Origin of the sequence: Pararhizobium sp. LjRoot238, assembly GCF_964252955.1 — a bacterium.
Taxonomy (GTDB): Bacteria; Pseudomonadota; Alphaproteobacteria; order Rhizobiales; family Rhizobiaceae; genus Pararhizobium.
In genome coordinates, this window is record NZ_CAXUPP020000001.1 from 3,367,140 (window position 1) to 3,389,342 (window position 22,203).

Sequence of the window (22,203 nt, forward strand, 5' to 3'; positions counted from 1 at the left end):
CTAATGGCTTTCATATTTTGTCGCAGCGTCTATGTGTAAAATGCGAACATCGATCTGGAGACTGCCGTGTTGGACAAGACCCAACTGGACCCGCTGACCTACCGCGATGCCATGAGCCGCTTGGCCGGCCACGTCCATATCGTGACGGCAGCGCATGAAGGCGAGCGCCGCGGCGTGACGATCACCGCGGCATGCTCGGTCTCCGATAGTCCGGCGACGCTGCTCGTCTGCCTCAATGGCGCGAACCCGAGAAATGATATTTTTGCGCGCAGCGGTAGCTTTGCGCTCAATCTGCTCGGCGCCGACCAGATGGATCTCGCCCAGGTCTTTTCCGGCCGCAATAGCATCGATCCTGCCGCACGGTTTGAGCATGGCACATGGGATGAATTGAAGACCGGCGCGCCCATTCTGCGCGAGGCCGTCGCGGCCTTCGATTGCCGGCTGATCGACATCAAGACGGTAGCCACGCACATCGTGCTGTTCGGCGAGGTCGTGGCCGTCACCCTCGGCGAACAAAAACCGGCACTCGTCTACCTCGACCGGGATTATCGCACGCTGTAGTTTCCTCGAAGACGGTCGAGGAATCAGAGCGAAAGGCTGCTGGAAAATGGACAATACGGCAATCGAGGAGATGTTCGCGGCGCTCGGTCCGGTCACGGTCAAGCGCATGTTCGGTGGCAAGGGCATCTATTTCGAGGGTCGCATCCTGGCATTGGAAGTCGGCGGGGACATCCTGCTCAAGGCGGATGCCGAAAGCGCGCCGGAATTCGAAGCTGCCGGAAGCTCGCAATGGACCTATGACGGCAAGGGAAAGCCGGTGAAAATGCCTTACTGGTCGATTCCGGACGACGCTTTCGACGACCCGGACGAGATGGCCCGCTGGGTGCGGCTTGCCTATGAGGCAGCCTTACGCGCTAGAAAATAGCCTTCGACTGCAGCGCCTTGACGGCATCCTGCGCGAACACCGACAGCGGCTGCGGCAGGTCGTCGAGCGCATACCAGCCGATTTCGGAGAGCTTGTCCGGCTCCATCAGCCGTGGTTCGCCGGAGAAATCTTCGGTCACGTAGATCAGCGAGACCCAGTGCTGCCGGTCGGCTTCGACGCGTTGCTCGCTCAGGCAGAGAAAACGCGCGGAATGGATCGTCAGGCCACTTTCCTCTTCCGCTTCGCGGCGCGCGGCCTCTGCGGCCGGCTCCATATGATCGACCTTGCCGCCGACGATGCTCCAATGGCCGGCTTCCGGTGCCTTCAAACGCTTGCAAAGCAAAAGCTTGCCGTCATTCAAAACGGCAAGCCCTGATCCCACACCGGGGAAATCAATGCCTGGATGTGCCATGCGACCGCCCGATAATCAGGCCTTGCCGGCGATGAGCATGAAGGCCGGAATATCGTCGCCGAAGCCGATCGGCGTCGGACCATCATCGTGATCGCGGCGATAGCGGTTGCGGCGATCGCGATTGTCGTCGTTGGCAGGATGCGGCTGAGGCGCAGGGCGATTGCTGTGGCGGCCGGCATTCTGCGGTTTCGTGTCTGCCTTGCGTTCTGATCTCACAGGTTCTGCCTTTGCTGTAACCGGTTCCTGGTCCGTCGATATATCGTCTGATTTGATGTCCGATTTGTGACTGGACACCGGACGAGGAGCGTGGTCACGGTCCCTGTCGCTGCGGCGTCCGCCACGTTTTCCGTCACGTCCGCCGCGCTCGGACCGGCCACTGTCGTGGCTTTCCATCGGGGCGGGCAGGGCGGAAAGGTCGCCGTTCAGCCATTCGATCTTCTTGTCGATCAGCTTTTCGATGGCGTCTGCGAATTTCGTGTCGCGCTTGGAAACCAGCGTGAAGGCGGCACCGGAACGGCCGGCGCGACCTGTGCGGCCGATGCGGTGGACATAGTCTTCCGCATGGATCGGCACATCGAAGTTGAACACGTGGCTGACATCCGGGATATCGAGACCGCGGGCTGCAACGTCGGAGGCGACGAGCAACTGGATCTGGCCATCCTTGAAACTTGCGAGCATCTTCGTGCGCGAGCTCTGGTCCATATCACCATGCAGAGCGCCGACCGAGAAACCGTGGCGGCTCAGCGAACGGAACAGATCGGCCACATCGAGCTTGCGGTTGCAGAAGATGATGGCGTTCTTGAGCTCTTCCTGGCTCTGGACCAGATCGCGCAACACCGCGCGTTTCTCGTAATCCTTGCTGTGGGTCGCGACCAGGCGCTGCGTCACGGTCGTTGCTGTCGAGGAGCGGACGGAGACTTCGACGCGTTCCGGGTTCTGCAGGAAGCGGTCGGCGAGCTTCTGGATTTCCGGTGGCATGGTTGCCGAGAAGAACAGGGTTTGGCGCGTGAACGGGATCAGCTTGGCGATGCGCTCGATATCCGGAATGAACCCCATGTCGAGCATGCGGTCGGCTTCGTCGATGACGAGGATTTCAACGCCGGTCATCAGAAGCTTGCCGCGTTCGCAGTGGTCGAGCAGGCGGCCGGGCGTGCAGATCAGCACATCGGCGCCGCGCTCAAGTTTGCGGTCCTGTTCGTCGAAGGACACGCCGCCGATCAGGAGGGCGATGTTGAGCTTGTGGTTCTTGCCGTACTTTTCGAAGTTTTCGGCAACCTGGGCTGCCAGTTCGCGCGTCGGCTCGAGGATCAGGGTGCGCGGCATGCGAGCACGGGCGCGGCCCTTTTCGAGCAGCGTCAGCATCGGCAGCACGAATGACGCGGTCTTGCCGGTTCCCGTCTGGGCAATGCCGAGAATATCACGCCGCTGCAGGGCTGGCGGAATGGCGCCCGCCTGGATCGGCGTAGGAATGGTGTAGCCCGCATCGGTAACTGCGGAAAGAACTTTTTGGCTCAGGCCAAGGTCTGAAAAAGTGGTCAAAGGGAAATCTGTTTCCGTTCCGGTTCGGTCGAACTCTGGTGACTCGGCAAATGCTTTCTATGCCGCCGCTGGGGCTCATAGGCCCATAGGCGAACAAAGTCAAGAAAACCGGCATTTTGCTCTGGAGCAGAGTGAATAAACAGCCTGCCATCAATAGGATGGCTCCGGAGCGGCTCCCAAACGGTCAAGGTCACAAAACAAATATTTGTCAGTTGATGTAGTGGCTGAGCTTTATGCCGGCCGTCAGGAAGCGCGTCGGATCGACAGCCTCGCCGTTCAGGCGAACCTCATAATGCAGATGCGGCCCCGTCGAGCGGCCGGTGCTGCCGGAGCGGCCGATCGCTTCACCTGCCGAAATCGTATCGCCGACATTGACGAGAAGAGACGATAGATGGGCATACCGCGTCGTGATGCCGTTGCCGTGGTCGATCTCGACCATATTGCCGTAGCCGCCGCCCTTGCCGGCAGTGATCACGGTTCCGGGCGCCGTGGCAACGATCCGCGTCCCGCTCGGTGCGCGAAAATCGATGCCGGCATGCATGGCCAGCCGCCCGAGGAACGGGTCGAGGCGATTGCCGAAGCGGCTGGTGATGTCGCTCGCCGGGGAGGGATTGTTGAACGGCAGTTTCCTCGCCTGGCTGCGGACGTGTTCGAGCCGGGCAAGCGCCGTGTCCAGCGCGACGAGGGAGTTGTCGAAGACTTCGGTGGTTTCCGGCTCGACGAACGGCCCGCCGATCGCCGTTTCCTCTTCCACTTGGGCTGCAGCCGTCGCCTCGTCGTCGCCGACCTTGACGCCCGTGCGGGCAACGATGTTCACGATGGCATCGGTGGCCTGCGAAGCGCCTGCTGTCAGGGTCTGGATGCGATGCTTTTGCTGCTGCTCGATGTCTTTGAGGGAAAGGGTAACCTTGGAGAACAACCGGTCGGCCCGATCAGACACGGCTTCCCGGTCGCCATTGGCGGATATCGGCGCATAGGCGAGCGCCATCTTCTGCTGCACGGGCTGGCCGCCGATCCCCATCAGCCGCTCGATCGCCTTGATCCCGCCGCTTGCATCGGCGCGCTTGCCATAGGCCTCCGGTGCGGCGACAGGCTGGGCCTCTTCCTCCGCAATACCGGATTCCTCCGCCCGTTCGAGAAGCGTGCCGAGCTTGCCGTGACGGGATGTCAGCGCCATCTGCTGTTGGAGCAGTTTTTCGACCTTGTCCTCGACAACTTGTTGGTCGAGAAGCTGGCGACTCGTCACCCGGTCGACCTGGGCGCGCAGGGCGGCAATTCGGTCCTCATACTCATGTTGCATGCGCGCCTGGCGTGCCATGGTGCCGCCGATCAGATCGTCGCGGAGCACGAGATAGGAGGTCGCCGCGAGATAGCCTATTGAAAAGACCGAGATGAAGCAGATCGACAGCGCCGCCATCCAAGGCTGGAAGGTCATGTGGCGAACCTTGTCGCCGCTTGCGACGATGATGATGTGCTTTTGCGCGCGCTTGCCGAAGACCCGGCTTTCCGTAGACACCAACTCACCCCCACCGCCTGCGATTCTGCGCGTTTTGATGGGGTTGATTAGATACTGTTAAGGTTAATAAAGCCTTGATTGCAAGGGAGTTAGCGCCTGCGTCAGGTGTTCACGGAGGCCGTCATCGAACGGTAGAAAGATGGCGTCAAACCGGCTTCCGCGCGGGCGATATCATTAAACGGCGCCTTCAGCGGACCGCGGAAATTGGCCCGGACAAGGGCCTGGAATGCCGCGACAGGATCCTTCTTCTGGCGGGCGCAGAGAAAGCGGAACCATTTGGCGCCGACGGCGACGTGGCCCTTCTCGTCTTCGTAGATGACGTCGAGCACCGCAGCGCTCTCAAGGTCGCCTGCTTCCCGCATCTTCGCCTGCAGGGCAGGCGTGACGTCGAGGCCGCGTGCCTCGAGAATCAGCGGCACGACAGCAAGACGCGCTGTGAGGTCGTTGCGGGTATCGTGCGCCGCCTGCCAGAGACCGTCATGGGCGGGCAGGTCGCCATAATCGGCGCCGAGCTGCTGCAGCCGGTTGCGGACCAGGCGAAAATGCTTGGCTTCCTCGAATGCCACCCGCATCCAGCCGTCGAAGAACGAGTTCGGCACCGGTTCGCTGGCAAAACGGGCGACGATGTCGAGCGCGAGATCGACGGCATTGAGTTCGATATGGGCAATGGCATGGAGCAGGGCGATCCGTCCTTTCTCCGTCGCCAGTGCCCTTTTCGGGACCTGTCTTGGCGGGATAAGGTCGGGTTTTTCGGGGCGCCCGGGGCGATCCGGAACCTGTGTATCCAGCGGCGATCGCAAGGACAGGCTGCGCGTGCTCCAGCGGCGCGCGACCTCCTGTGTCAGCAGTGTCTTCGCGTCGAGATCGGCCGCACGAATTGCGCGCGCGGCCCCGTCGCGCAGGCTGTGGATCGCCGGCAGTTCCGTCATTTTTGGCTGCTCTCCGCAAGATTTTTCACTGCGGCCAGCACCTCTTCGGCGTGCCCGGCAACCTTCACCTTTTCCCAAACCCGCCGGACAAGGCCGTTTGCGTCGATCAGCACGGTGGTTCGCTCGACACCCATATATCTGCGGCCATACATGCTTTTTTCGACCCAGACGCTGTAGTCGTTCAAGACAGCCTTTTCTTCATCTGCGGCGAGAACGACCGAAAGATCGTATTTCTTTGCGAACTTGTCGTGCTTCTTGACGGAATCAGGCGACATGCCGATCACGACTGCGCCAGCGGCTGCGAATTCGCCCGCAAGTGACGAAAATGCAATGGATTCCGTGGTGCAGCCGCTGGTGTCGTCTTTCGGATAGAAGAACAGCACAACGGATTTTCCCCTGAACTGCGCCAGCGAGACAGTGCCGCCGCCATCACGGGGAAGAGTAAATTCCGGTGCTATGGCACCTTCTTTCAAATTCGCCATGGATAATCCTTTTTTCTGCGCCATGTGCTGCGGCGGTTATCGCAAGAGGCTTATCGAATTCGAACCCGCCGCGTCCAGCGCCGAGTGGAATGAGCGATCCGTATCGGACAGCGAAGATGTGCCCGGCGGCAGACATCGTTTGCCCTGCCGTTCTTCTTTAACTACTGTGGAGCAGATGCGAATGCCAGTCGGGGGAGCAGTGCCCTCGGGCATTCTCGGATGTAAATCCGAACGAAATCAGCCACGACAGCGTGAGCAAGGTGCGGATGGCGAGCCGTCGCCGTCTGGCGCCGCGAGGTGGAATAGCAACAGACGGGAAAACGCAACCGAATGAACTTTTTGACAATTCCGGGAGGCCGCCGGCACTGATGAGTGAAATCCGCGGCGAAAGGGTATCGTTTCGCAAGGAAGACATTGTCGCTCTGCATTCCCTGCCGTCGGCGCAGGCGCATGACCCGTGCATCGTGCATGCGCCGAACAGGCGTGGCGTGGCACACCTGATGTTCACGACGGTCGCTGTCATTACCGCAATTGCCTTTCTTCTCGGCGCCGTGCTGTTGGCAACGATTGAAGGCGGGCTGCTGGACGGACCGCTCAATGCGCGGGCGCAGACGGCGTTGAACGCGGCGATCGGTGACGGCTATCATGCCGAGGTCGGCAGCACCGTGCTGCGCGTCACGTCGAACGGCGGTCTCGCCCTCAAGGCACAGGACGTCGCGCTGGTCGAAAATGCCTCCAGCAAGCACCTGGTGACCACCAATTCCGTGTTTATCGAACTCAATCCGATTGCGCTGTTGAGCGGGAGGATTGCCGTGTCGCGGCTGGAGGCAGAGGGAGTGATGCTCGATCCCTCCTTGCTGCCGCAGGGAAAACCGATCGATCTGACGGCGATACGCGTTGCCGATGTTGCCAGCGGACTGGAGTTCGTTTTCAACCAGATGGACGGCATCTCGCAACTGATCAGCCGCAGCAATACCGAATCGGTCAGGATCGCGGACCTGCAATTGTCTTTTGCGGGACCACGCAAGCGCGTCGTTCCCGTGGTCGTGGATGCCGTTGATTTCAAACGCGGCAATGACGGCTCCATGCAGATCGACGGGGTTTTCTCGGTGGCTGGCGAAGCAGCCGCACTGAACCTGCGCGCCAGCCGGCAGGGCGATCGCGTCGCGCGCCTTGTTGGCGCGGTTGGTGGGCTGCCGCTCTCGGCGCTGCTGCACCGGGATGAGACCGCCACGGAGCCGGCCTTCGGCATCAAGAGCGGCGCCAACCTGAGCATCACTGCGACACGCGCTGCCGATGGCGCGACGCCGACGCTTGAACTGAGCGGCCGGACAAGCGCCGGGGCATTTGACGCCGGCGGCTTCACCTCGGAGCTGAAACAATCCGAGCTTAACGTCACCTATGACTTTTCCCGCGGCAGGATAGAAATTCTGCCGTCTATCGTGCGGGTTGGCCGGTCGGCCTTTCCCTTTACCGGCGCCATCGCCGACCTCGATCACACCACGCCTGCCGGCAAAAAGGGATTTTCGCTGGATCTCCTGTTGCAGTCGGCCAGTTCCGCGCCTGTCGACGTCGCCGAACCACCGCTGATCTTCGACGCCAAGGCGCAAGGCCGGTTTCTGTCGGAGAGCCACGAGCTTGTCTTCGACGAACTCGCGGTGTCGAGCAGGCTTGGCACGGCTGCCGGCTCGCTTGCCATGACCTTCGGCGAAATGTCGCCGCAGGTCAGCTTTGCCCTCGTCACGGATAAGCTGAAGTCGGCGGCGGTCAAGCAGCTCTGGCCCTGGTGGGTCGGAAAGAACGCGCGCCGCTGGGTGGTCAACAATATCTTTGGTGGAACCGTCACCGACGGCAGGATTGAAATCTTCCTGCCGATGGGGCGCATTACCCGCACTGTCGGTCCGGTCGATCTGAACGGCGATGAACTCAACGTCCGCTTCGACATAACAGACGCCCGCGTGAATATCGCTGGCGACATCCCGCCGCTGCGCGATGCGGCTGGCGCGTTCACGCTGAAGGGCGAGCATCTTGACGTGCAGATCGATCGGGGAACCGCCTATTTCCCATCCAGCCGCTCGGTAACGCTCAATGGCGGCAATTTCGTCATCCCGAATACCTATGCAAAGCCGCTGATCGCCGAAATGAAACTGGATGTGGGCGGGCAGGCGGATGCGATCGCAGAACTCGTCACCTACCGGCCTATTCTTGCCCTGCAGCGGACGCCGTTCAAGCCCGAGGACTTTTCAGGTGAAATGACCGCGCAGGTCGGGGCGCGGTTTGGCCTTGTGAGAGCACAGAACCCACCGGAGCCGCTATGGCAGGCACAGATGCTGCTCGATGGCGTGACCGTCAACAAGCCGATATCCGGGCGGGCGATCTCCAACATCAAGGGCACCCTCAGAATCGATCCGCAACAGGCTGTATTGCAGGCCAAGGCCGACATCGATGGCGGGCCGATGGATATCTCCCTGATAGAACCTGTCGGGACGGCCAGTCCCGTCAAGCGAAAGCGCGAGATTTCCGGGACGCTCCAAGATGGTATGCTTGCCAAGCTGGCCCCCGGCCTCGCGGAGATCATCAGCGGGCCCGTGTCGCTGGATATCCTGATTGATGAAAGGGATCAGCACACGGTATCTGCTGACTTTGGCAACGCGTCGATTTCCCTGCCCTGGATCGGCTGGTCGAAGGGGCCGGGGATCGCGGCGAAGGCGACGTTTTCGGCTTCAACCACCGACGGCGTGACGCAGATCGATGACCTGAAGCTCAACGGCAACGGTTTTGGTGCCAGCGGCAAGTTCGTGATCGACAAATCCGGGCTGAACTCAGGCCAGTTTTCGTCGGTGCGGCTGGCTCAGGGCGACAATTATGCCGTCAGCATCAAACGCCAGAAGGGTGGCTTTGCTGTCAACGTCAACGGCAGCGCCGCCGATATCCGACCGGTGATCGAGCGCATGCGCAGTTCTTCCGGAAAGGACACGACGAATTCCACGCGAATCTCGCTGGACGCGAACCTGCAGCAGGTGATCGGATTTCATTCCGAGACCCTGTCCAACCTCAATCTGAGTTACGTCGCAAGAGGCAAGCAGATTGACGCCGTCAATCTCTCAGCGGTCACTGACAGCGGTCAGGCGGTGGTTGCGAAACTGACACAAAATGGCGCGGACAATATTCTGGAGCTTACCAGCGGCGATGCCGGCTCGCTGGCGCGGTTCGCAAACATCTACAGCAACATGCGCGGCGGCCTGCTGGACGTGAAACTGCGCGACAGGGGCGCCAGTTCCTGGCGCGGAAATGTCGATATCCGCAAGTTCTCGCTTGTCAACGAGGCAAGGCTGCAGTCCATCGTTTCCACGCCGACCGGCGCCGACGGCCGGAGCCTGAACCAGGCGGTGAAAAAGAACATCGACGTCAGTTCTGCCCGTTTCGAACGTGGTTTCGCAAATGTGATGCTCGACGATGGAACGATAGCCGTCGACGGCGGGGTCGTGCGTGGCATCGATATCGGTGCAACCTTCCAGGGAACGGTGCGCGACAGGAACGGCAATATGGACATGACCGGCACGTTCATGCCGGCCTATGGCCTGAATCGGTTGTTCGGCGAATTGCCGCTGATCGGCGTGCTTCTCGGCAATGGCCGCGACCGCGGCCTGCTCGGGATCACCTTCAAGCTGACAGGACCGTTCACCAAGCCGAACCTGACGATCAACCCGCTGTCGATCATCGCGCCCGGCGTTTTCCGCAGCATCTTCGAGTTCCAATAAAAAACCGGCGGGGTTGCCGCCGGTTTCAATCATTGCTCGACGGTGCCGCCGATCAGGCAGGCCGCACGAGAATATGCTTCTTCTTGCCGAGCGACAGCTTGATGACGTTCTCGGCGGTTATCTCGGCTGTGCCGATCACCTGCCGGTCGTCGCTGATCACCTTGTCGTTGACGCGCACCGCACCGTCTTTCAGAAACTGCCGGACCTTGCCGTTGGATTCCGCCAGACCGGCGCGGACGAACAGCGAAAGAACGCCGACGCCAGCCTCGAGCTCAGCCGCCGGCACATCGATGGATGGCAGGTTTTCCGCAAGTGCGCCTTCCTCGAAGGTCTTGCGCGCGGTTTCTGCGGCTTCCTCTGCAGCAGCGCGGCCGTGCAGCATCGCCGTGATTTCAGTTGCCAGGATCTTCTTGACCTCGTTGATTTCCGCGCCGCCAAGCTGCGACAGACGGGCGATCTCGCTCATCGGCAGTGTGGTGTAGAGCTTGAGGAAGCGTGAAACGTCGGCATCTTCCGTGTTGCGCCAATATTGCCAGAAGTCGTAGGCCGACAGCATATCCGGATTAAGCCAGATCGCGCCATTCACGGACTTGCCCATCTTGGCGCCCGACGAGGTGGTAAGCAGCGGCGAGGTCAGCGCGTAAAGCTGCGGCGTGCCCATGCGGTGGCCGAGGTCGAGGCCGTTGACGATGTTGCCCCACTGGTCGGAACCGCCCATCTGCAGGCGGCAGCCAGTGCGCTTGTAGAGCTCGACGAAGTCATAGGCCTGCAGGATCATGTAGTTGAATTCGAGGAAGGAGAGCGGTTGCTCACGGTCGAGCCTCATCTTGACGCTGTCGAAGGCGAGCATGCGGTTAACCGAGAAATGACGGCCGACATCGCGCAGGAACTCAAGATAGTTGATGCCGAGCAGCCAGTCGGCATTGTTGATCATCAGGGCGCCCTTCGGCCCGTCGCCGTAGGTCAGGTAGTTGGAGAAGACCGACTTGATGCTGGCTATGTTCGAGGCGATCATTTCCGGCGTCATCAACTGGCGTGCCTCGTCCTTGAAGGAGGGGTCACCGACCATGCCGGTGCCGCCGCCCATCAGCGAGATCGGCCGGTGGCCGGTCGCCTGCAGCCAGTGCAGCATCATGATCTGGATAAGCCCGCCAGCATGGAGGCTCGGAGCCGTCGGGTCGAAGCCGATATAGGCCGTCACGATTTCCTTGTTGAACAACGCATCGAGCCCGGCGTCGTCGGACGTCTGGTGGATGAAACCGCGTTCTTGGAGAGTGTGAAGGAAATCGGACTTGAACTCGGACATGACCTGTCTCTTTCGGTGGGCTGTTTGGATTAACGCTTGTTGGATATTTGCGCGGCGTTTAGCACTGTTTCTCGAAAAGTGCACCTGTTTGCGTCGGGAATGTTTGCGACGGGACCGATGCCTGTAAGTTCGGAGCGCCGATGACGAAGATCATAAGAACGGCCATCGGCCTGATGAGCGGCACGAGCATGGATGGCATCGATATCGCTCTCCTGCGGACCGACGGTGAAAACGTGATAGAACGCGGGCCGTCGATGGGCATCCCCTATGAACCGGCTTTCCGCGACCGGCTCAAGCAGGCGCTGGTCGACGCGCGGGATTTGACCGACAGGACAGCGCGGCCGGGCGATCTCGCTGCGATTGAACGAAACCTCACGTTACGGCATGCCGTGGCCGTAAGTGATTTTCTTTATCGGCATGATCTGTCGCCCGCCGAAATCGATGTCATCGGCTTTCACGGGCAGACCGTTCTCCATCGCCCGGATGAGGCGCTCACCGTGCAGCTTGGCGATGGCGCTCTCCTTGCGCAGATGACTGGCATTCCGGTCGTCTGTGACATGCGCGCAAACGACATGGTTCACGGCGGGCAGGGCGCGCCGCTCATTCCCGTCTACCATGCCGCACTCTCTGCAAGCGCAAGTCAGCCCTTGCCGGTGGTTTTCGTCAATATCGGCGGCATCTCCAATCTCACCTTCGTCGACCGGAACGGCGAGATCGCGGCCTATGACAGCGGGCCGGGAAATACGCTGATCGACCAGTGGGTGGAGATGCATACAGGCGCGGCGTTCGATCAGGGAGGGGAAATCGCCAGCACCGGACAGGTCTTACCGACCATGGCTGACCGCTATCTCGGCAGTCCCTTCTTTTCCTCCAATCAGCGGCGGTCGCTGGATCGCAACGACTTCCTGCCGCCGGAGATCGGTGAGGCCGATCTGGCGGACGGTGCGCGCACGCTTGCCTATGTCACGGCTGCCGCCATTCTCAAATCGGCAAAACATCTTCCCGAGCCTCCGGCGCGCTATGTCGTCTGCGGTGGCGGGCGGCTGAACCGCGTCATCATGCGGGATCTCGGAGATTTGGCGCAGGCGCAAAACGCAGCCGTCATTACCGCGGAGGAAGCGGGTCTCGACGGAGATGCGATGGAAGCCGAAGCCTGGGCCTATCTAGCAGTTCGTTCGTTAAGGGGGTTGCCGCTGACATTCCCGGGGACGACTGGCGTGACCGCTCCGATCACTGGCGGCATCCTCCGCATGCCCGATGAATCACGGCTTTCCCGCGCCGATTAATATTTCCTTTGCCGGAAACGGGTAGCCTCGAACACTGGCAGGCCCAGGCTTGAGGACCATCAGGAAATGAAAAGGCCGGGAAATGCCCGGCCATTTCATGTTCAGCGGATGCGCTTGGCCGCCGGCTCCGGCGTCAGCTCGCCGTTCAGACGCCGGTCGAGATAGTCCTCGCATTCGGCCATCAGCGTGTCGACCTGGCCGTTGAAGAAGTGGTTCGCACCCGGCACGGTCTTGTGGGTGATGAGAATGCCCTTCTGCGCCTTCAGCTTGTCGACCAGGTTGTTGACGTCCTTTTCCGGCGCCACCTTGTCGAGATCGCCATTGATGATCAGCCCGGAAGACGGGCAGGGCGCCAGGAACGAGAAGTCGTAGGTGTTCGGCTGCGGCGCGATCGACATGAAGCCTTCGATTTCCGGGCGGCGCATCAGAAGCTGCATGCCGATCCAGGCGCCGAAGGAATAGCCGGCGACCCAACAGCTCTTCGAATCCGGGTGCATGCTCTGCACCCAGTCAAGTGCCGAGGCAGCGTCTGACAGCTCACCGGCGCCATGGTCGAATTCGCCCTGGCTGCGGCCGATTGAGCGGAAGTTGAAGCGGAGCGTTGTGAAGCCGCGCTTCTGGAACATGTAGAACAGCTGGTAGACGATCTGGTTGTTCATCGTGCCGCCGAATTGCGGGTGCGGGTGCAGGACGATGGCGATCGGAGCGTTCTTCTGCTTGGACGGCTGGTAACGGCCTTCGAGGCGACCGGCAGGTCCGTTGAAGATGATTTCGGGCATTGGCTCTCCGGGCATGTTTATGGCACTAAAAAACGCGTTCCGGGGCTTCAGCAGTCTTGACGAAAGCAGTCAGCTTTTCTAAAACGTAGTTTAGAACCATTCAAAACTTTGACACGGTCTTTCCGTGGCGAGTGTCGTCTCTTACGGCAAGCGACGCGAAAATTTCAAGGAAAATGCACCGGCCGCTGCCTTTAACATGGCAACCGGTCATTCTTTGGCAAGGGAAGATGAGAGAAGCGCGCATTTATATGGACTGGAATGCCACAGCGCTGCTTTTGCCGGCAGCGCGCGAGGCGTGCCTGTCTGCGCTCGACCTTGCCGGCAACCCGTCGTCCGTCCATGGCGAAGGTCGCAAGATCCGCGCGCTGATCGAGAATGCCCGGCGCGATGTTGCCGCATTGTGTGGCGCGCAGCCGTCTGGCGTGACGTTCACCAGCGGCGCGACCGAAGCGGCCAACTGGGTGCTGACGCCCGATTTTCGCATGGGCAAGATGCCGCTGAAGATCGGCCATCTCTATATTTCGGCCATCGAGCATCCCGCCATTCGCGAGGGCGGCCGTTTCGACAGACACGAGATCGGCGAAATCGCGGTGACGCCCGGCGGCACGGTGGATCTGGCAGCGCTCGAGGCGGCGCTTGCGGCGCATGACCGCCAAACCGGCCTGCCAATGGTCGCCGTCATGCTCGCCAACAACGAAACCGGCATCGTTCAGCCGATCGCCGAGGTTTCTCGCCTCGTCAAGGCGGCCGGCGGTATTCTGGTTGTCGATGCAGTGCAGGCCGCGGGCCGCATTCCGTTGTCGATTGAGGAACTCGGCGCTGACTTCCTGATCGTCTCGTCGCACAAGATCGGCGGTCCGAAGGGTGCCGGCGCTCTGATCGCATGCGGCGAAATCCTGATGCCGGCAGCGCTGATCCGCGGCGGCGGCCAGGAGAAAGGCCATCGCTCAGGCACGGAAAATCCTGCGGCGATCGCCGGGTTTGCGGCCGCGGCTCGTATCGCCGCCGACGGGCTGGAGATGCGAATGACGGCCGTTGCGGCGTTGCGTCGTGATCTTGAGGACGCCATGATCGCCGCAGCACCCGATGTCATCATCCATGGCAAAGGCGGGCCGCGGCTGGCCAACACAACGTTTTTCACCTTGCCCGGGCTGAAGGCGGAGACAGGCCAGATCGCCTTCGATCTGGAAGGCGTTGCCTTGTCGGCGGGATCGGCCTGCTCGTCCGGCAAGGTCGGCCAGAGCTATGTTCTGTCGGCCATGGGGCATGATCCGGGGCAGGGCGCATTGCGGATTTCGATCGGGTCCTCTACGACGCAGGCCGAAATTGAGCGGTGTGCAGAGGTCTTTGCAAAAGTCGCAGCGCGGCGCAGGCTTTCGGGTGCTGCGGCCTGACGACAAAATTGCGGAAATTCAATTTTCCGCTTGGCAAACGGGGTGAAAATCGCCCCTTAGCCATTACATAAGCGGTGCGACGAAAATTGCATCGTACTGACAAGCTGCCGGACCTTGTATCCGGCAAGATTGGAGAACGACATGGCTGCCGTGCAGGAAACAATCGATCAGGTCGCCCTGATTGATGTGGACCAGTACAAATATGGGTTTGAAACGAAGATCGAGGTGGACAAGGCGCCCAAGGGCCTGTCCGAAGAGATCATCCGTTTCATTTCGGCGAAGAAGCAGGAACCGGAGTGGATGCTCGAGTGGCGTCTCGGTGCCTATCAGCGCTGGTTGACGCTGGAGGCGCCGACCTGGGCGCGCGTCAACTATCCGAAGATCGACTTCAACGACATCTACTATTATGCCGCGCCGAAAGGCCAGAGCGGCCCGAAGTCGATTGATGAAGTCGATCCGGAAATCTTGAAGGTCTATGAAAAGCTCGGTATTCCGCTGCGCGAACAGGAAATGCTCGCTGGCGTGAAGACCTCGAAGATCGCCGTCGATGCGGTGTTCGATTCCGTTTCGGTCGTTACCACCTTCAAGGAAGAGCTGAAGAAGTCCGGCGTGATCTTCATGTCGATTTCCGAGGCCATCCGCGAGCATCCCGATCTCGTGAAGAAATATCTCGGTACCGTTGTCCCGACCACCGACAACTACTATGCGACGCTGAATTCGGCCGTCTTCACGGACGGTTCTTTCGTCTTCGTACCGAAGGGCGTTCGCTGCCCGATGGAACTGTCGACTTATTTCCGCATCAACGAGAAGAACACCGGTCAGTTCGAGCGCACCCTGATCATCGCGGAAGAAGGCGCCTATGTCTCCTACCTCGAAGGCTGCACCGCGCCGCAGCGCGACGAAAACCAGCTGCACGCAGCCGTGGTCGAACTGGTCGCGCTGGATGATGCCGAGATCAAGTATTCCACTGTCCAGAACTGGTATCCGGGCGACAAGAACGGCAAGGGCGGCATCTACAACTTCGTGACCAAGCGTGGCGATTGCCGCGGCAAGAACTCGAAGATCTCGTGGACACAGGTTGAAACCGGCTCCGCCATCACCTGGAAGTACCCATCCTGCATCCTGCGCGGCGACAATTCACGCGGCGAATTCTATTCGATCGCCGTTTCGAACGGTCACCAGCAGATCGATTCGGGTACGAAGATGATCCATCTCGGCAAGAACACGTCGAGCCGCATCATCTCCAAGGGCATTGCCGCCGGCGTGTCGCAGAACACCTATCGCGGCCAGGTCTCGACCCACCGCAAGGCGGAGAATGCCCGCAACTTCACGCAGTGCGACTCGCTTCTGATCGGTGACAAGTGCGGTGCACACACGGTGCCCTACATCGAGGCGCGCAATTCCTCGGCCCAGTTCGAGCATGAAGCGACGACATCGAAGATCTCTGAAGACCAGCTGTTCTACTGCCTGCAGCGCGGCATTCCGGAAGAAGCGGCGATCGCGCTGATCGTCAACGGCTTCGTCAAGGAAGTCATCCAGGAGCTGCCGATGGAATTTGCGATCGAAGCGCAGAAGCTGATCGGGATCTCGCTGGAAGGCTCGGTCGGCTAAGCGGCTTCACAAATTGAACCTGATGCGCAGAACGCTGCGCACGATGTTTATTCTTTTCCCAAAGGGAAGATCGAAATGCTTGAAATCAAGAACCTGCATGCCCGCATCGCCGAAGACGGCACCGAGATCATCCGTGGTCTGAGCCTTACGGTAAAGGCCGGCGAAATCGCCGCCGTCATGGGGCCGAACGGCTCTGGCAAGTCGACGCTGTCCTACATCCTGTCGGGCCGCGAAGACTATGAAGTGACCGAGGGTGACATCCTTTACAATGGCGAGAGCATTCTCGAGCTCGACCCGTCCGAGCGCGCCGCCAAGGGCATCTTTTTGGCCTTCCAGTATCCGGTCGAGATTCCGGGCGTTGCGACCATGCAGTTCCTCAAGGTGGCAATGAACGAGCAGCGGAAATTCCGCGGCGAAGACGAACTGACGACGCCGGACTTCATCCGCCGCGTCAAGGAAGCCGCTGCCAGGCTGCAGATCGACCCGGACATGCTGAAGCGGCCGCTGAACGTCGGTTTCTCCGGCGGCGAAAAGAAGCGCGCCGAGATCCTGCAGATGGCGCTGCTTGAGCCGAAGCTCTGCGTGCTCGACGAGACCGACAGCGGCCTCGATATCGACGCGCTGAAGATCGTTGCCGACGGCGTCAACGCGCTGCGGTCCCCGGACCGCGCCGTCATCGTCATCACTCACTACCAGCGTCTGCTCGAATATATCGTGCCGGATAGCGTCCACGTTCTCTACAAGGGCCAGATCATCAAGTCCGGCGACAAGTCGCTGGCGCTTGATCTCGAAGCCAACGGCTATGCCGACATCATCGACGCGGCGGCCTGAGGAGTGCAAGCGATGAACATGCAAACCGGGATAATGATGACGGCCGCCGAGACGGCCCTTGTCGATGCCTATGCCGCTGAGATCGGCGAACTGCCCGGCGAAGGCGCCGTGCTTTCGGCGCGCGACACGCTGCTTGCCGATCTGAGGAAACAGGGGCTGCCGACGCGTCGCGTTGAATCCTGGCACTATACCGACCTGCGCGCGCTTCTCAGGAGTGTTCCGGCTGCTGATCCGACTGCCTTCGCACAGCGGGTAGACCCGCTGGTTGCCGGCTCTTCCGTGCTCTCCGTTCTGAACGGCATGGCCGATACGAAAGGCGCGCCGGCCGGTGTCAACGTCCGCTCCTATGCCGAAAGCCTCGTTGACGGCGTTGCCGCAGCCGACCTCGTTGAGCGCGACGCCGACGACGCGATTGGCCGCATCAACGGTAGCTTCGTGCGCGACGGTTTCGAGATCGAGGTTCAGGAAGGCACCGAGCTCGAACAGCCGCTGGAACTTCAGCTGGTGCAGAGCGCCGGCCAGAGCCACACCCGGTTCCCGGTGACGTTTGGCGCCAATACAAAGGCGATGGTCATCGAGCGCCATCTCTCTGTCAGCGACGCGCCGAGCCTCGTGACGACGGTTTGCGACCTGATCGTCGACGATGGTGCCGAGATCACCTGGGTCATCTTGCAGCAGCAGGGCGAAGCCGATAGCCATCTCGCCCAGGTCAATTTCGATCTCGGCGCGAACGCAAAGTTCAGGCTGTTCGTCATCAATGCCGGTGGCAAGCTGGTGCGTCAGGAAGTTCATGGCGTCACCACGGGCGAGGGCTCCGATTTCAAAATGCGGGGCATCAACCTGCTCGGCGGCGAAACGCACACCGATGTCACCTTCACGCTCGGTCACGACGTGCCGAACACGACATCGACGCAAGTCATCCGCAACGTCTTGTTCGACCGTGCCAAGGGTGTGTTCCAGGGCCAGATCCGGGTCGCCCCCGACGCGCAGAAGACGGATGCGAAGATGGCGTGCAATACGCTGCTCCTCTCCGACGACGCCGATTTTTCGGCAAAGCCGGAGCTGGAAATCTTCGCCGATGACGTCCAGTGCGGCCACGGCGCAACCGTGATCGATATCAACGCGACGCAGCTTTTTTACCTGCGTGCCCGCGGCATTCCGGAAAACAAGGCGCGCGCCATGCTGGTCAATGCCTTCGTCGACGAGATCGTCGAGGAGTTGGAAGTCGAAGCGGTGATCGAGCCGTTGGAAGCGATCATCGCAGCCTGGCTCGAGAAGCACGCCTGATTGGATAATTGACATGGAACACACGGTGCCGGTGCCTGCCTATGACGTCGAGGCGATCCGCAGGGATTTTCCGATCCTGTCGCGGACCGTCTACGGCAAGCCGCTCGTCTATCTCGACAATGGCGCCTCGGCGCAGAAGCCGCAGGTGGTCATCGATGCCGTTGCCCATGCCTATGCCAATGAATATGCCAATGTCCATCGCGGCCTGCATTTCCTGTCGAATGCCGCGACGGATGCCTATGAGGGCGCGCGCGAAAAGGTGCGCCGCTTCCTGAATGCGCCGTCTGTCGACAATATCATCTTCACCAAGTCCTCGACGGAGGCGATCAATGCGGTTGCCTATGGCTACGGCATGCCGAAGATCGGCGAGGGCGATGAGATCGTCGTGTCGATCATGGAACATCACTCCAATATCGTGCCGTGGCATTTCATCCGTGAGCGGCAAGGCGCCAAGCTGGTCTGGGCGCCGGTCGACGACCAGGGCGTATTTCACATCGATGACTTCGTCAAATGCCTGAGCGATCGCACCAAGCTGGTGGCGATCACGCATATGTCGAATGCGCTGGGCACGGTCGTCCCGGTCAAGGAGATCTGCCGTATCGCGCATGAGCGCGGCATTCCGGTGCTGATCGACGGCAGTCAAGGCGCGGTCCACATGCCGGTCGATGTCCAGGATATCGATTGCGACTGGTACGTCATGACCGGCCACAAGCTCTACGGCCCCTCGGGCATCGGCGTGCTCTACGGCAAGACGGAGCGGCTCAAGGAAATGCGTCCCTTCATGGGCGGCGGCGAAATGATCGTCGAGGTCACCGAAGATAACGTCACTTATAACGATCCGCCACACCGTTTCGAAGCGGGCACGCCGCCGATCGTCCAGGCGATCGGCCTCGGCTATGCGCTGGACTATATGGAAAAGATCGGCCGTTCGGCGATTGCTGCCCACGAGGCCGATCTGGCGGCCTACGCGCTCGAGCGCCTGTCCTCCGTCAATTCGTTGCGCATCTTCGGGACGGCGCCCGGAAAGGGTGGTATCTTCGCCTTCGAGCTCGAAGGGATCCACTCGCATGACGTGTCGATGGTGATCGACCGGGCGGGCGTGGCAGTCCGGGCCGGCACGCATTGCGCCCAGCCGCTCTTGAAGCGCTTCGGCGTCACCTCCACATGCCGCGCATCCTTCGGTCTCTACAATACGCGCGCCGAAGTGGATGCGCTTGTCGATGCGCTGGATCATGCCCGCAAGTTCTTTGCGTAAGGAATAGTCTGATGAGCCTTGATACGACCGAAGACAAGATCGACGTCCGCGAAGGGATCGTTCATTCGGCAATTCCCGCGGATGAGCTGGCGCGTTTGAGCGACGACATCATCTCCGCCTTGAAGACGGTCTACGACCCGGAAATTCCGGCCGACATCTTCGAGCTCGGGCTGATCTACAAGATCGATATCGAAGACGACCGGATGGTCAAGATCGCCATGACGCTGACCGCACCCGGCTGCCCGGTGGCCGGCGAAATGCCGGGCTGGGTCGAAAACGCCGTCGGTGCCGTCGAAGGCGTCTCCGGCGTCGAGGTGTCGATGACCTTCGACCCGCCGTGGACGCCGGACCGGATGTCGGAAGAGGCACAGGTCGCTGTCGGCTGGTACTGATCGACGCAGGTGTATTGATCCCTTAACCGCCGCGCATTACATTCTGGACTAGAAAGCATCAGGCCTTGAACCTGGTTGCGCCAAGGAGAATGGCCGATGGGCTTTGCAGTCATGAGTTTGAGCGATGCGGCGGCTGGCCGTGTCAAGGCGATCATTGAGAATGCGGGCGGCGATGCGCAGGGTATTCGCGTCTCGATCAAGAAAGGCGGTTGCGCCGGCATGGAATATGCCATCGATCTGGTGACCGCTGCCAACCCCAAGGACGATCTCGTCGAACATCAGGGGGCCAAGGTCTGGGTCGCGCCGGAAGCCGTCCTTTACCTCCTCGGCACCCGGATGGATTTCGAGGTCACGGCGCTTCGCTCAGGCTTCACATTCAATAATCCCAACCAGACCTCGGCCTGCGGCTGCGGCGAATCGGTCGAGCTCAAACCGGCCGACCTTGCAGCACTCGCGGCCAAGGGCGACGCGGTGGTGCGAGCCGGCTAAGCGTTTCGCCCGAGCCAACCCCATTTGCGTAAAATTCCGAAAAGAGACTGGTTTCCGCCAGTCTCTTTTTCTGTTCTTATGCACTGCTGATAAACGCGGCCAGGCATGGATCGAGTAACGCGATGCCGATTGCGCAGAAACATTTCGTCCTGGCCCTCTACGGCAGCTTTCCCGATCCTGTTGTCATCGTCGATTCCGACCGGATCATCCTTTCCGCCAATCCCGCGATCACGAAGCAATTCGGTTATGCACCGGACGAAATCGCCAAACGTCCGGTGCGGATACTTTATGCTTCCGATGAGGACTACGACGCATGTCTCAGCCGGGATGCACGCGAACGAGCCGGGGAGGATGTTTCCGACGGCGTCTATCAGTACCGCCGCAAGGACGGATCGGTGTTTTCCGCCCGTCTTCGTGTTACCCGGGTCACCGGAGAGGACGGCACGCCGCAGGGCTTCATCGGTGTCGTGCATGACATTTCGGATATTCTCGAGCTTGACAGGGAGCGAAAGAAGACCGCCGGCATGCTCCATGCTGCTCTCCAGGCGATCCCGGAAGGGGTTGCCATTTTCGACAGACACGAAAAACTCATCGCCTTCAATGAAGCCTATCGCCGTATTCTGGGCGCGGCCGGCCAGGGTCTTCAGGCAGGCATGACCGCGGAGGAGGTCCTTGTTGCCGTGTATGAGGCCGGCAACTATCCGTTCGTACCCATCGGCTCGCCGCATGCTGCGGCATGGATTGAGAGCCGGATGCAGGATTTTCGCCACCCGTGCGGCAAGGCGCAGGTCTTTCCATACGGCAACGGGCGCTGGCTGCAGGCCGAAAACCTGAAGGCAGGCGACGGCAATACGGTCGTTCTGCGTATCGATGTCACGGCATTGAAGGAGGCGGAACTCGCGCTCGACCGGCAGCGGCTGGACTACTACACGCTCGTCCAGAACATACCGGATTTCATCTGCCGGATTTCCCCGGATATGAGATGTACTTTCGTCAACAGGACCTATGCCGAGCTCGTTGGCCAGCCCGCCGACGAGCTTGCCGGAAAGCCCTTTCTGGATTTTGTTCCGGAACGCGACCGCGAGCGCCTCACTCGCCTTCTGAAGAACCTGTCGCCGGAGGAACCGATCTTCGCGCGCGAACAGCGTCAGCAATTGGCCGATGGCAGTGATTTCTGGATCTTCTGGTCAAACATGGCGGTCTTCGACGGCGAGAATCTTGTCGAATACATCACCGTCGGGCGCGACATAACCGAGTTGAAGCGACAGCAGGTGCGGATCGCCCAGCAAAGCACCGAACTGAAGCGCAAGAACGAGGCCCTCAACCAATTCACCGGCACGGTTTCACACGACTTGAAGGCGCCGCTACGCCACATATCGATGTTTTCGGACATGATCAGCGATGATGTTACGAGCGGCAATCTCGAAGAACTTCCGGTCTATGCCCGTCACCTTCGCCAGAGCGCCCAGCGGATGGGACAACTGATCGACAGCCTCCTCGACTATGCCCAGATCGCCGACCAGATCGCTAACTGGCAGACGGTTTCCATGGTCGACGTTGTTTCCGACGCCATCCTCAATCTTGGCACGTTCATTCGCGAGGCGGGCGCGAGGTTCGAATTCGATGTTCTGCCGCAAGTGAAGGGCGATCCAGAACTGCTCAAGCGTCTTTGCCAGAACCTGATCGGCAATGCCGTCAAGTATCGGCGCGAGGGGGCCAAGCCGGTCATCAGGATCTATTGCGAAAAGGATGACGATTGGGTCCGGATCTATTTCCAGGACAATGGCATCGGTGTCGACCCAAGGTTTGCGAAGAAGATATTCGATGTCTTGCAACGTCTTCACAGGGATGAATCGGTCTATCCGGGCACGGGCATCGGACTGGCATTGGCAAAACGAGTCGCCGAAAGCCACAATGGCTCCATCGAGCTCGACACGTCTTTCACGCAGGGTGCACGCTTTGTCCTGATCCTGCCGGACATGATGTAATCTTTCCAAAGACAAGGCGAA

Annotated in this window: 19 protein-coding genes; 12 read left to right on the forward strand and 7 right to left on the reverse strand. The window is 60.5% G+C overall.

Going from position 1 to position 22,203, the window contains the following annotated elements; genetic code table 11:
* Positions 1-111 precede the first annotated feature (111 nt).
* Both ACSQ3F_RS16340 and ACSQ3F_RS16345 read left to right on the forward strand, forming a co-directional pair.
* Entirely contained in the window at positions 112-561 is a 450-nt protein-coding gene (locus ACSQ3F_RS16340) for a flavin reductase family protein (protein ID WP_436102171.1), read from the forward strand.
* A 46-nt stretch (positions 562-607) separates the two neighbouring features.
* A complete protein-coding gene (locus ACSQ3F_RS16345; RefSeq protein WP_436101189.1) occupies positions 608-925 on the forward strand; it encodes a TfoX/Sxy family protein in 318 nt (105 codons plus the stop codon).
* On the opposite strand, the gene ACSQ3F_RS16350 is transcribed toward ACSQ3F_RS16345, so the two are convergent.
* The 5 genes from ACSQ3F_RS16350 to ACSQ3F_RS16370 form a co-directional block, all read right to left on the reverse strand.
* The gene (locus ACSQ3F_RS16350; protein WP_436101190.1) at positions 915-1,337 is read right to left on the reverse strand and encodes an NUDIX domain-containing protein; all 423 of its coding nucleotides are present in this window, start codon (positions 1,335-1,337) and stop codon (positions 915-917) included. The genes ACSQ3F_RS16345 and ACSQ3F_RS16350 overlap by 11 nt on opposite strands.
* Positions 1,338-1,352: 15 nt before the next feature.
* Positions 1,353-2,876, reverse strand: coding sequence for a DEAD/DEAH box helicase (locus ACSQ3F_RS16355; protein ID WP_436101191.1), 1,524 nt, complete (start codon positions 2,874-2,876; stop codon positions 1,353-1,355).
* 208 nt (positions 2,877-3,084) lie between these two features.
* Positions 3,085-4,395 (reverse strand): M23 family metallopeptidase, encoded by a 1,311-nt coding sequence (locus ACSQ3F_RS16360; protein WP_436101192.1) that lies wholly within the window; start codon positions 4,393-4,395, stop codon positions 3,085-3,087.
* Between the two features lie 98 nt (positions 4,396-4,493).
* The gene (locus ACSQ3F_RS16365; RefSeq protein WP_436101193.1) at positions 4,494-5,321 is read right to left on the reverse strand and encodes a ferritin-like domain-containing protein; all 828 of its coding nucleotides are present in this window, start codon (positions 5,319-5,321) and stop codon (positions 4,494-4,496) included.
* Positions 5,318-5,803, reverse strand: coding sequence for a peroxiredoxin (locus tag ACSQ3F_RS16370; protein ID WP_436102172.1), 486 nt, complete (start codon positions 5,801-5,803; stop codon positions 5,318-5,320). The genes ACSQ3F_RS16365 and ACSQ3F_RS16370 overlap by 4 nt, the downstream gene beginning before the upstream one ends.
* Positions 5,804-6,171: 368 nt before the next feature.
* Here ACSQ3F_RS16370 and ACSQ3F_RS16375 point away from each other — a divergent pair, with 368 nt between their 5' ends.
* On the forward strand, positions 6,172-9,564 hold the full coding sequence (locus ACSQ3F_RS16375; protein ID WP_436101194.1) for a YhdP family protein: 3,393 nt from the start codon (positions 6,172-6,174) through the stop codon (positions 9,562-9,564).
* Positions 9,565-9,616: 52 nt separating this feature from the next.
* Here the strand turns inward: ACSQ3F_RS16375 and tyrS are convergent, their stop codons facing one another.
* The gene (tyrS, locus tag ACSQ3F_RS16380) at positions 9,617-10,870 is read right to left on the reverse strand and encodes a tyrosine--tRNA ligase (protein ID WP_436101195.1); all 1,254 of its coding nucleotides are present in this window, start codon (positions 10,868-10,870) and stop codon (positions 9,617-9,619) included.
* A gap of 140 nt (positions 10,871-11,010) precedes the next feature.
* Between tyrS and ACSQ3F_RS16385 the strand changes: the two genes are divergently transcribed.
* Positions 11,011-12,156: an anhydro-N-acetylmuramic acid kinase gene (locus tag ACSQ3F_RS16385; protein ID WP_436101196.1), complete on the forward strand. Its 1,146-nt coding sequence runs from the start codon at positions 11,011-11,013 to the stop codon at positions 12,154-12,156.
* Between the two features lie 101 nt (positions 12,157-12,257).
* On the opposite strand, the gene ACSQ3F_RS16390 is transcribed toward ACSQ3F_RS16385, so the two are convergent.
* The gene (locus ACSQ3F_RS16390; protein WP_037130387.1) at positions 12,258-12,935 is read right to left on the reverse strand and encodes an alpha/beta hydrolase; all 678 of its coding nucleotides are present in this window, start codon (positions 12,933-12,935) and stop codon (positions 12,258-12,260) included.
* 227 nt (positions 12,936-13,162) lie between these two features.
* Between ACSQ3F_RS16390 and ACSQ3F_RS16395 the strand changes: the two genes are divergently transcribed.
* The 8 genes from ACSQ3F_RS16395 (at position 13,163) to ACSQ3F_RS16430 (ending at position 22,182) form a co-directional block, all read left to right on the forward strand.
* Complete coding sequence (locus ACSQ3F_RS16395) at positions 13,163-14,329, forward strand: cysteine desulfurase family protein (protein WP_436101197.1); 1,167 nt, start codon at positions 13,163-13,165, stop codon at positions 14,327-14,329.
* Positions 14,330-14,470: 141 nt separating this feature from the next.
* Positions 14,471-15,940: a Fe-S cluster assembly protein SufB gene (gene sufB / locus ACSQ3F_RS16400; protein ID WP_436101198.1), complete on the forward strand. Its 1,470-nt coding sequence runs from the start codon at positions 14,471-14,473 to the stop codon at positions 15,938-15,940.
* Positions 15,941-16,015: 75 nt separating this feature from the next.
* Positions 16,016-16,771: a Fe-S cluster assembly ATPase SufC gene (sufC, locus tag ACSQ3F_RS16405; protein WP_436101199.1), complete on the forward strand. Its 756-nt coding sequence runs from the start codon at positions 16,016-16,018 to the stop codon at positions 16,769-16,771.
* A 12-nt stretch (positions 16,772-16,783) separates the two neighbouring features.
* Positions 16,784-18,058 carry a Fe-S cluster assembly protein SufD gene (sufD, locus tag ACSQ3F_RS16410; protein ID WP_436101200.1) on the forward strand — a complete coding sequence of 425 codons (1,275 nt, stop codon included), beginning with the start codon at positions 16,784-16,786 and terminating at the stop codon, positions 18,056-18,058.
* A gap of 13 nt (positions 18,059-18,071) precedes the next feature.
* On the forward strand, positions 18,072-19,313 hold the full coding sequence (locus ACSQ3F_RS16415) for a cysteine desulfurase (protein ID WP_436101201.1): 1,242 nt from the start codon (positions 18,072-18,074) through the stop codon (positions 19,311-19,313).
* A gap of 11 nt (positions 19,314-19,324) precedes the next feature.
* Positions 19,325-19,705 (forward strand): SUF system Fe-S cluster assembly protein, encoded by a 381-nt coding sequence (locus tag ACSQ3F_RS16420; RefSeq protein WP_436087304.1) that lies wholly within the window; start codon positions 19,325-19,327, stop codon positions 19,703-19,705.
* A gap of 96 nt (positions 19,706-19,801) precedes the next feature.
* Positions 19,802-20,194, forward strand: a complete 393-nt coding sequence (gene sufA, locus ACSQ3F_RS16425; protein WP_436101202.1) for a Fe-S cluster assembly scaffold SufA — start codon at positions 19,802-19,804, stop codon at positions 20,192-20,194.
* A gap of 122 nt (positions 20,195-20,316) precedes the next feature.
* The gene (locus ACSQ3F_RS16430) at positions 20,317-22,182 is read left to right on the forward strand and encodes a PAS domain-containing sensor histidine kinase (RefSeq protein ID WP_436101203.1); all 1,866 of its coding nucleotides are present in this window, start codon (positions 20,317-20,319) and stop codon (positions 22,180-22,182) included.
* Positions 22,183-22,203 lie beyond the last annotated feature (21 nt).

Bases quoted from the DNA above. Each gene is read 5' to 3' on its own strand.
- ACSQ3F_RS16340 (WP_436102171.1), top strand. From the start codon at position 112: ATGAGCCGCTTGGCCGGCCACGTCCATATCGTGACGGCAGCGCATGAA.
- ACSQ3F_RS16345 (WP_436101189.1), top strand. From the start codon at position 608: ATGGACAATACGGCAATCGAGGAGATGTTCGCGGCGCTCGGTCCGGTC.
- ACSQ3F_RS16350 (WP_436101190.1), bottom strand. From the start codon at position 1,337: ATGGCACATCCAGGCATTGATTTCCCCGGTGTGGGATCAGGGCTTGCC.
- ACSQ3F_RS16365 (WP_436101193.1), bottom strand. From the start codon at position 5,321: ATGACGGAACTGCCGGCGATCCACAGCCTGCGCGACGGGGCCGCGCGC.
- ACSQ3F_RS16370 (WP_436102172.1), bottom strand. From the start codon at position 5,803: ATGGCGAATTTGAAAGAAGGTGCCATAGCACCGGAATTTACTCTTCCC.
- ACSQ3F_RS16375 (WP_436101194.1), top strand. From the start codon at position 6,172: ATGAGTGAAATCCGCGGCGAAAGGGTATCGTTTCGCAAGGAAGACATT.
- tyrS (WP_436101195.1), bottom strand. From the start codon at position 10,870: ATGTCCGAGTTCAAGTCCGATTTCCTTCACACTCTCCAAGAACGCGGT.
- ACSQ3F_RS16385 (WP_436101196.1), top strand. From the start codon at position 11,011: ATGACGAAGATCATAAGAACGGCCATCGGCCTGATGAGCGGCACGAGC.
- ACSQ3F_RS16390 (WP_037130387.1), bottom strand. From the start codon at position 12,935: ATGCCCGAAATCATCTTCAACGGACCTGCCGGTCGCCTCGAAGGCCGT.
- ACSQ3F_RS16395 (WP_436101197.1), top strand. From the start codon at position 13,163: ATGAGAGAAGCGCGCATTTATATGGACTGGAATGCCACAGCGCTGCTT.
- sufB (WP_436101198.1), top strand. From the start codon at position 14,471: ATGGCTGCCGTGCAGGAAACAATCGATCAGGTCGCCCTGATTGATGTG.
- sufC (WP_436101199.1), top strand. From the start codon at position 16,016: ATGCTTGAAATCAAGAACCTGCATGCCCGCATCGCCGAAGACGGCACC.
- sufD (WP_436101200.1), top strand. From the start codon at position 16,784: ATGAACATGCAAACCGGGATAATGATGACGGCCGCCGAGACGGCCCTT.
- ACSQ3F_RS16415 (WP_436101201.1), top strand. From the start codon at position 18,072: ATGGAACACACGGTGCCGGTGCCTGCCTATGACGTCGAGGCGATCCGC.
- ACSQ3F_RS16420 (WP_436087304.1), top strand. From the start codon at position 19,325: ATGAGCCTTGATACGACCGAAGACAAGATCGACGTCCGCGAAGGGATC.
- sufA (WP_436101202.1), top strand. From the start codon at position 19,802: ATGGGCTTTGCAGTCATGAGTTTGAGCGATGCGGCGGCTGGCCGTGTC.
- ACSQ3F_RS16430 (WP_436101203.1), top strand. From the start codon at position 20,317: ATGCCGATTGCGCAGAAACATTTCGTCCTGGCCCTCTACGGCAGCTTT.